The sequence below is a fragment of the Glutamicibacter sp. HZAU genome (genome assembly GCF_004100365.1).
Lineage (GTDB): Bacteria > Actinomycetota > Actinomycetes > Actinomycetales > Micrococcaceae > Glutamicibacter > Glutamicibacter nicotianae.
Genome location: NZ_SCKZ01000017.1, coordinates 1 through 8,941, shown reverse-complemented (window position 1 = coordinate 8,941; position 8,941 = coordinate 1). Strand labels below are relative to the sequence as shown.

5 protein-coding genes and 3 rRNA genes are annotated in these 8,941 nt (G+C 54.4%); 6 read left to right on the top strand and 2 right to left on the bottom strand.

The window, feature by feature from the left end; genetic code table 11:
• The first annotated feature begins 469 nt into the window (after positions 1–469).
• The 6 genes from EKH49_RS16200 (at position 470) to EKH49_RS17000 (ending at position 7,890) form a co-directional block, all read left to right on the top strand.
• A 16S ribosomal RNA gene (locus EKH49_RS16200) occupies positions 470–1,995 on the top strand.
• Between the two features lie 596 nt (positions 1,996–2,591).
• Positions 2,592–5,727: ribosomal RNA gene (locus EKH49_RS16195) — 23S ribosomal RNA — on the top strand.
• A gap of 163 nt (positions 5,728–5,890) precedes the next feature.
• Positions 5,891–6,007 (top strand): 5S ribosomal RNA (rrf, locus tag EKH49_RS16190).
• The 16S, 23S and 5S rRNA genes sit together here, the layout of an rRNA operon.
• Positions 6,008–6,496: 489 nt before the next feature.
• Positions 6,497–6,697, top strand: a complete 201-nt coding sequence (locus EKH49_RS16185; RefSeq protein WP_038993722.1) for a helix-turn-helix transcriptional regulator — start codon at positions 6,497–6,499, stop codon at positions 6,695–6,697.
• Positions 6,694–7,263 (top strand): type II toxin-antitoxin system HipA family toxin, encoded by a 570-nt coding sequence (locus EKH49_RS17005; protein WP_236641214.1) that lies wholly within the window; start codon positions 6,694–6,696, stop codon positions 7,261–7,263. Before EKH49_RS16185 ends, EKH49_RS17005 begins: the two co-directional genes overlap by 4 nt.
• Positions 7,264–7,266: 3 nt before the next feature.
• The gene (locus EKH49_RS17000; RefSeq protein WP_330857457.1) at positions 7,267–7,890 is read left to right on the top strand and encodes a type II toxin-antitoxin system HipA family toxin; all 624 of its coding nucleotides are present in this window, start codon (positions 7,267–7,269) and stop codon (positions 7,888–7,890) included.
• Between the two features lie 18 nt (positions 7,891–7,908).
• Here the strand turns inward: EKH49_RS17000 and EKH49_RS16175 are convergent, their stop codons facing one another.
• Positions 7,909–8,352, bottom strand: a complete 444-nt coding sequence (locus EKH49_RS16175; protein WP_038993720.1) for a MepB family protein — start codon at positions 8,350–8,352, stop codon at positions 7,909–7,911.
• 375 nt (positions 8,353–8,727) lie between these two features.
• A partial coding sequence (locus EKH49_RS16995) for a hypothetical protein (protein ID WP_236641212.1) occupies positions 8,728–8,941 on the bottom strand: 214 nt, incomplete at its 5' end.

Sequence of the window (8,941 nt, the reverse complement as noted above, 5' to 3'; positions counted from 1 at the left end):
AAAACCACCCACCCGATTTGCAGGACCCCCAAAACCTGTGTATAGTTTTTCCTTGTCGCCGAGAACAAAACGGAAGAAATAACCGGATGTGAAACGGCGGCAGAACCCCAGAAAATCAAGGTTTTTCCACAGTCTTGTGGACAACAATTGAAAAGAATGGGAACTGAGAATACTGGTTCAAATCACAAACAATGGATTTGACTTCCAGAAATTCACGGTTATAGAATATGAATATAACGCTGGACGAAATTACCGCCTGGAATGGTGGGTAAAGAACCGGTAAGTGTTTGTTGTTTGAGAACTCAATAGTGTGCCAAGTTTGTTGATACCGAATATTTTTATTTGGTGAATACATAACATTTGCTTGAATCATTGCACCCCCGTGTGATGGTTTGAGTGTTTTATTATTCGCCAGGACTTCATCGGCTTCGCCCTTATTTTCCAAGGGGTTGCTGGTGGCTTTTTATTTTTTATGGAGAGTTTGATCCTGGCTCAGGATGAACGCTGGCGGCGTGCTTAACACATGCAAGTCGAACGATGAAGCCCAGCTTGCTGGGTGGATTAGTGGCGAACGGGTGAGTAACACGTGAGTAACCTGCCCCCGACTCTGGGATAAGCCCGGGAAACTGGGTCTAATACCGGATATGACCATGGAACGCATGTTTTGTGGTGGAAAGATTTATCGGTGGGGGATGGACTCGCGGCCTATCAGCTTGTTGGTGAGGTAATGGCTCACCAAGGCGACGACGGGTAGCCGGCCTGAGAGGGTGACCGGCCACACTGGGACTGAGACACGGCCCAGACTCCTACGGGAGGCAGCAGTGGGGAATATTGCACAATGGGCGCAAGCCTGATGCAGCGACGCCGCGTGAGGGATGACGGCCTTCGGGTTGTAAACCTCTTTCAGTAGGGAAGAAGCGAAAGTGACGGTACCTGCAGAAGAAGCGCCGGCTAACTACGTGCCAGCAGCCGCGGTAATACGTAGGGCGCAAGCGTTATCCGGATTTATTGGGCGTAAAGAGCTCGTAGGCGGTTTGTCGCGTCTGCCGTGAAAGTCCGAGGCTCAACCTCGGATCTGCGGTGGGTACGGGCAGACTAGAGTGATGTAGGGGAGACTGGAATTCCTGGTGTAGCGGTGAAATGCGCAGATATCAGGAGGAACACCGATGGCGAAGGCAGGTCTCTGGGCATTTACTGACGCTGAGGAGCGAAAGCATGGGGAGCGAACAGGATTAGATACCCTGGTAGTCCATGCCGTAAACGTTGGGCACTAGGTGTGGGGGACATTCCACGTTTTCCGCGCCGTAGCTAACGCATTAAGTGCCCCGCCTGGGGAGTACGGCCGCAAGGCTAAAACTCAAAGGAATTGACGGGGGCCCGCACAAGCGGCGGAGCATGCGGATTAATTCGATGCAACGCGAAGAACCTTACCAAGGCTTGACATGTGCCAGACCGCCTCAGAGATGGGGTTTCCCTTCGGGGCTGGTTCACAGGTGGTGCATGGTTGTCGTCAGCTCGTGTCGTGAGATGTTGGGTTAAGTCCCGCAACGAGCGCAACCCTCGTTCCATGTTGCCAGCACGTAGTGGTGGGGACTCATGGGAGACTGCCGGGGTCAACTCGGAGGAAGGTGGGGATGACGTCAAATCATCATGCCCCTTATGTCTTGGGCTTCACGCATGCTACAATGGCCGGTACAATGGGTTGCGATACTGTGAGGTGGAGCTAATCCCTAAAAGCCGGTCTCAGTTCGGATTGGGGTCTGCAACTCGACCCCATGAAGTCGGAGTCGCTAGTAATCGCAGATCAGCAACGCTGCGGTGAATACGTTCCCGGGCCTTGTACACACCGCCCGTCAAGTCACGAAAGTTGGTAACACCCGAAGCCGATGGCCTAACCACCTTGTGTGGGGGGAGTCGTCGAAGGTGGGACTGGCGATTGGGACTAAGTCGTAACAAGGTAGCCGTACCGGAAGGTGCGGCTGGATCACCTCCTTTCTAAGGAGCTAACCATTATTGGTTGCCCATGCTGGACACGAGTGTTGTCCGGGTGGGTTGCTCATGGGTGGAATATCAATGGACTCAATACCGGAAAACGTGCTGGCTGATGCTGGTGCGGGGTATTGGCTGTGGCCGCGTGGTGCTTGGGCATCTGCTAGTACGCATTGCAGGGGGTTTTCTTCTTGCGGTGCTGGAATGCGGTGTGTGGGTGTTGTGTGGTTTGTATGGTTTGGCATGCTGTTGGGTTTTGAGGCAACAAGCCTCCTTTCCTGGTGAATGGTTGCCGGGGTTCTTCCTGTGGGGAGGGTCCTGGTGGTGTTCGCTTGGGTGAGGGGTTCTTGGTGTTTCGGTGTTTGTCCTGTGTTTGCTGCAAGGATGTCCTGTTGGATTGATGCTGGCCTTTGGTTGGTGTTGGTTTTGGGGTGTTGTTGCGGGGGTGCGGGGTTGTTGTTTGGGAACTGTATAGTGAACGCGAGCATCTTGCAGATGAGATGAGCTTGGGGGTCCTTTTCCTTGGATCCTTGGGTGTTTGAGTCTTGTCTGCGTGATTTTGTTAGATTGTTTTATTGCTCAATTCTGAGACTTTGATTTGTGTTGAAGTTTTTAAGGGCGCACGGTGGATGCCTTGGCATCAAGAGCCGATGAAGGACGTGGGAATCTGCGATAAGCCTGGTGGAGTCGATAACCGGACGTTGAGGCCAGGATTTCCGAATGGGGGAACCCCGCACCATGTTATGTGGTGTGACCTGCAGCTGAATGTATAGGCTGTGTGGAGGGAACGCGGGGAAGTGAAACATCTCAGTACCCGCAGGAAGAGAAAACAATAGTGATTCCGTTAGTAGTGGCGAGCGAACGCGGATGGGGCTAAACCGGTTGGTGTGTGATAGCGGATAGGCGTTGCATCATCGGGGTTGTGGGGTTGACATGTACCAGTGCTATCTTGCTGGTGGGATGAGGTGCAGGCGTATAGGTGAATCGGTTGGAATGCCGGACCATAGAGGGTGATAGTCCCGTAGGTGTAATGCGTGTCTGCCGTTCTAGTGTTGATGCCCGAGTAGCACGGGGCCCGTGAAACCTTGTGTGAATCTGCCAGGACCACCTGGTAAGCCTGAATACTACTTGATGACCGATAGTGAATCAGTACCGTGAGGGAATGGTGAAAAGTACCCCGGGAGGGGAGTGAAATAGTACCTGAAACCGTGCGCTTACAATCCGTTAGAGCTGGGGACTTGTTCCCTGGTGATGGCGTGCCTTTTGAAGAATGAGCCTGCGAGTTAGTGTTACGTCGCGAGGTTAACCCGTGTGGGGAAGCCGTAGCGAAAGCGAGTCTGAATAGGGCGTTTGAGTGGCGTGATCTAGACCCGAAGCGAAGTGATCTACCCATGGCCAGGTTGAAGCGCGTGTAAGAGCGTGTGGAGGACCGAACCCACTTCAGTTGAAAATGGAGGGGATGAGCTGTGGGTAGGGGTGAAAGGCCAATCAAACTTCGTGATAGCTGGTTCTCCCCGAAATGCATTTAGGTGCAGCGTTGCGTGTTTCTTGCTGGAGGTAGAGCTACTGGATAGGCGATGGGCCCTACAAGGTTACTGACCTTAGCCAAACTCCGAATGCCGGCAAGTGAGAGCGCAGCAGTGAGACTGTGGGGGATAAGCTTCATAGTCGAGAGGGAAACAGCCCAGAACGCCAACTAAGGCCCCTAAGCGTGTGCTAAGTGGAAAAGGATGTGGAGTTGCTGTGACAACCAGGAGGTTGGCTTAGAAGCAGCCACCCTTGAAAGAGTGCGTAATAGCTCACTGGTCAAGTGATTCCGCGCCGATAATGTAGCGGGGCTCAAGCACACCGCCGAAGTTGCGTCATTCAAATATTAACCTGGTTTCGATTGGGTGTTTGGATGGGTAGGGGAGCGTCGTGTGGACGGTGAAGTCGCGGTGTAAACCAGCGGTGGAGGCCACACGAGTGAGAATGCAGGCATGAGTAGCGAATGACGGGTGAGAAACCCGTCCGCCGAATGATCAAGGGTTCCAGGGTTAAGCTAATCTGCCCTGGGTTAGTCGGGACCTAAGGCGAGGCCGACAGGCGTAGTCGATGGACAACGGGTTGATATTCCCGTACCGGCGAAGGACCGCCCATACTGAGCTGTGGATGCTAACCATGACGGATCCGGTGATTTGTTCCTTCGGGAATGGTTGCTGGTGGTGTGGTGGGAACCGATGCAGTGAGGTCAGCGTATTAACAGGTGTGACGCAGGAAGGTAGCCGAGCCAGGCAATGGAATTGACCTGGTCCAAGGGTGTAGGAAGAGCGGTTGGCAAATCCGCCGCTCATGTTTCTGAGACCTGATAGGCGCCCCGTTTATGGGGTGATTCGGTGATCCTATGCTGCCTAGAAAAGCATCGGCGCGAGGTCCCAGTCCGCCCGTACCCCAAACCGACACAGGTGATCAGGTAGAGAATACTAAGGCGATCGAGAGAATCATGGTTAAGGAACTCGGCAAAATGCCCCCGTAACTTCGGAAGAAGGGGGGCCTGCCCCGTGATGAGAACTTGCTTCTCTGATGCGGGTGTGGGCCGCAGAGACCAGGGGGAAGCGACTGTTTACTAAAAACACAGGTCCGTGCGAAGTCGCAAGACGATGTATACGGACTGACTCCTGCCCGGTGCTGGAAGGTTAAGAGGACTGGTTAGTCACTTTTGTGGCGAAGCTGAGAATTTAAGCCCCAGTAAACGGCGGTGGTAACTATAACCATCCTAAGGTAGCGAAATTCCTTGTCGGGTAAGTTCCGACCTGCACGAATGGAGTAACGACTTCCCCGCTGTCTCAACCATGAACTCGGCGAAATTGCAGTACGAGTAAAGATGCTCGTTACGCGCAGCAGGACGGAAAGACCCCGAGACCTTTACTATAGTTTGGTATTGGTGTTCGGTGCAGCTTGTGTAGGATAGGTGGGAGACTGTGAAGCTTGGACGCTAGTTCAGGTGGAGTCATCGTTGAAATACCACTCTGGCTGTACCGGTCACCTAACTTCGGACCATGATCTGGTTCAGGGACAGTGCCTGATGGGTAGTTTAACTGGGGCGGTTGCCTCCTAAAATGTAACGGAGGCGCCCAAAGGTTCCCTCAGCCTGGTTGGCAATCAGGTGTCGAGTGTAAGTGCACAAGGGAGCTTGACTGTGAGAGTGACAGCTCGAGCAGGGACGAAAGTCGGGACTAGTGATCCGGCGGCACCTCGTGGAAGGGCCGTCGCTCAACGGATAAAAGGTACCTCGGGGATAACAGGCTGATCTTGCCCAAGAGTCCATATCGACGGCATGGTTTGGCACCTCGATGTCGGCTCGTCGCATCCTGGGGCTGGAGTAGGTCCCAAGGGTTGGGCTGTTCGCCCATTAAAGCGGTACGCGAGCTGGGTTTAGAACGTCGTGAGACAGTTCGGTCCCTATCCGCTGCGCGCGTTGGAAATTTGAGAAGGGCTGTCCTTAGTACGAGAGGACCGGGACGGACGAACCTCTGGTGTGTCAGTTGTACTGCCAAGTGCATCGCTGATTAGCTACGTTTGGAAGGGATAACCGCTGAAAGCATCTAAGCGGGAAGCCTGCTTCGAGATGAGATTTCCATGCACCTTTGTGTGTGAGAGGCCCCCAGCTAGACCACTGGGTTGATAGGCAGGATGTGGAAGCAAGGACTGAAGACTTGTGTAGCTGACCTGTACTAATAGGCCGATGGCTTACAACACACAATAAAACAATGATTGAACTGATATTTTTCAATGCTGTTCGCGTTCACTATGCGGTTACGAGACAACAACCTCAAACCGAGAATACTTGGCTTTGTGCGTGCTTTGCTGCATGCCACCGAAGGCAACACCAAACCGTAGGGTTTGTGTGCTTCGTGATTGTTACGGCGGTCATAGCGTGGGGGAAACGCCCGGTCCCATACCGAACCCGGAAGCTAAGGCCCATTGCGCCGATGGTACTGCACTCGTGAGGGTGTGGGAGAGTAGGTCACCGCCGGACTTAACTTGAGTAGATGGTTTGAGGCCCTGGTACCGTTCGGTGCCGGGGCCTCACCTGTTTAACGGAAAGGGGAGGGGGAATTGGGCAGCTGGTACTGCTTGGTTCCTCCTCCCCTTCTGCTTTAACGAGCTTGAGTGCTGGCCGCTAGCGCAGACCGCTGAAGGAACGACCAGGCAGGCATGGGGTTGTGAATGCAGCCATGGCTAAGCTGTGTCCCGATGTCGGACGCGCTTGAAGCGACTAAGCAGACGGCGTGCCCCTGGACCTCCGCGGCTCACTACGGGAGAGAACGCCCGCTCCGTTGCAGGTGCTTTATCCGATGGGGTCTGGTCCGCCAATCGGCAAGATCCTGCCTTTTGATGCCTCTGACAATCGATTGCTTGCACCTGGCTATCATTTCGGTAACTTGTTGCCGATTCTTGCTCCATGCTGAATGATAGTGAGCAGAATGTCGCCAATCGGCGCAATGCTGCCGGAAGAGGATCCTTCATGAATTCAGTGACTGAGCTAGGGGCCGAATTGCAGCGCGTTAGAAAACAGAATGGCCTGACGCAGGAACAGCTGGCTGAATTAGCTGGCATCTCCGAACGTACGCTGCGCTCCATAGAACGAGGGGCGGGAAACCCCTCCATTGAAGCGGTGCTCTCCGTCGCGGATGTACTCGGCCTTCGAATTCGCGTGGCCAAATGAAGCCGCAACTCCAAGAGCTCAAGCTTGTTACCAAGGCTGACGTCTACTGCAACGAAAACCTCGTCGGCACTCTAGCCAGACAGTCCGACGGAAGCGTGGCCTTCAGCTATAACAAGGACTACCTTGCACATGGTGACGCGGGCATTGCGACATCTTTGCCAGCTTCCCCGGAGGCATACGTTGGGCCTGGGGGCGCGTTGCCATCGTTCTTCTCGGGACTATTGCCCGAAGGCCATCGCCTGACCGTTCTCAAGGACGCAACTAAGACCAGCATCTCTGACGAGTTGACTCTGCTGATGGCAGTGGGCGCCGATACTCCAGGCAATGTACGCGTTGTTCCGGAAGGATCAGCACTGGAGCAAACCCCCGTGGTTGCTGAATTCAGCAGCACGGCCGAACTCGACTTCTCGGTCCTCGCGCGCACCTTGGACCGCCACTCGATCCCCGGCGTGCAAGACAAGATCAGCGCAACCATGCTGACAACATCAGTGGAGTTCAAGAACAGCGCCTATCTGCTCAAGCTTGATCCCCGGGATCATCCGCATTTGGTCGTTAATGAGGCGTAGCACCTGAAAGCAGCGCGATTGCTCAAACTTCCGGTCGCAAACAATCGGCTAGTACTGGATTCCACTGGGAGTCCGGGGCTGCTGGTCGAGAGGTTCGATCGCGAGGGTGTCGAGGGGGCGGATAGTCCCACGCGTTTGGCGTTGGAAGATGCCATGCAGGTATTGAACCTTCCGCCGGCAAGCAAGTATGCAGTGAGCACGGAACAAGCTATTGAGGCCTTAGCGCTGCAGTGCCAGGCTCCGGTGCTCGCCAGGCGGAATCTATACATGCAGTTCGTCTTTGCGTGGCTAACTGGCAACGGCGACTTGCATGGAAAGAACGTCTCGATTCTGGCGGACTTGCATGGACGGTTTCATGTAGCGCCCATCTATGACATCCCATGCACCCTGGTCTACGGCGATGACACCATGGCTTTGACTGTTGCCGGCAAGGCTAAGAATCTGAAGAAGAAGCACTGGACGGAGCTTGCAAGGGTGCTCGGCTTGGCTGACCGGGCCACGCAGTCAGCGAACCAGTTGGCATTGAAAGCCGCATTGACTGTGGATCTCAGCGAGGTGCCTTTTGAAGGTTCACCTTTGCGGGGTGCGCAACGAGAACTCAGGTTCCGGCGCATGGAGCTGCAGTAGGAGTCTGAGCGGGACAAGTTAGTCTGCGAGCAACGTGAACGCAGGCAGCTGACTGTTCTGGCTTTTCTTCGCTTGCCCCTTAAGGCCAGCCGTCCATGATGGATAGACGCGGAAACCGCGCTTGCCTGGAGCCGATGCTGAGGCGAAGACGCCCAGCTCCTCGAGGTGCTGTTGAGTAAAGCGGAAGACGCCGAAACAGCCGGCTTCCTCGATAAAGACCATAACTCCGCGCAGTCCCTCTTCGGATTCGTAGGGGGCAGTAGTCCCAGTTTCGTCCCGATGCCATATGGCTACGAACCCACCTGGCTTTGTTGGCGTGATCCTTGCGGTCCTGATTCGCCACCGCTGTCCGTCAAGCTCAGTTACCCCGGCTTGATAATCGCTCTGCTGTTCTTCGGGAGTCACCTCGCCATACGATTGCCCAGTGAGGTGGCAATAGCGTTCCAACGCCGTGAACTTCATAGGCTTCATCCTGTATTCGGTAGATCATCAAGTGGAGTGGCAGCGATCGAAATATCGCTGCTATTCACCGTAGCCGAGGGTGGTGCTTACGTAGCACTGCGAGACCTGTATTGGGCCGGCATCAATGCCGACTGCTCTAGGTAGTCATTGCGCTGATGCCGCCTTGGCCGTCACGCGCATGGAACCTCCAGATGCATCGTTTCGCCATGTGTGTTCTCTTCTTGTGCCTTGCTCAGACTCACGCATGCGCCCGCATCGTCTAATCGGCTGATGTGGGCACAATTCATGGGTTCGCGTATATGCGTACGCTTCTCAAGGGTTCAATAAACTCGCTAGGTACAGGCGCTGATGCTCTGTGCAGCTGCGAAATAATGTTTACACGCTCAGCCCTAGCTCGGTAATAATTGCCAGCGATTGGGCACATGGAAAGAGCCGAATCAGCAGTTCAGGAATTAAGTGTGCACGGTCACCCGCCAAAACCACCCACCCGATTTGCAGGACCCCCAAAACCTGTGTATAGTTTTTCCTTGTCGCCGAGAACAAAACGGAAGAAATAACCGGATGTGAAACGGCGGCAGAACCCCAGAAA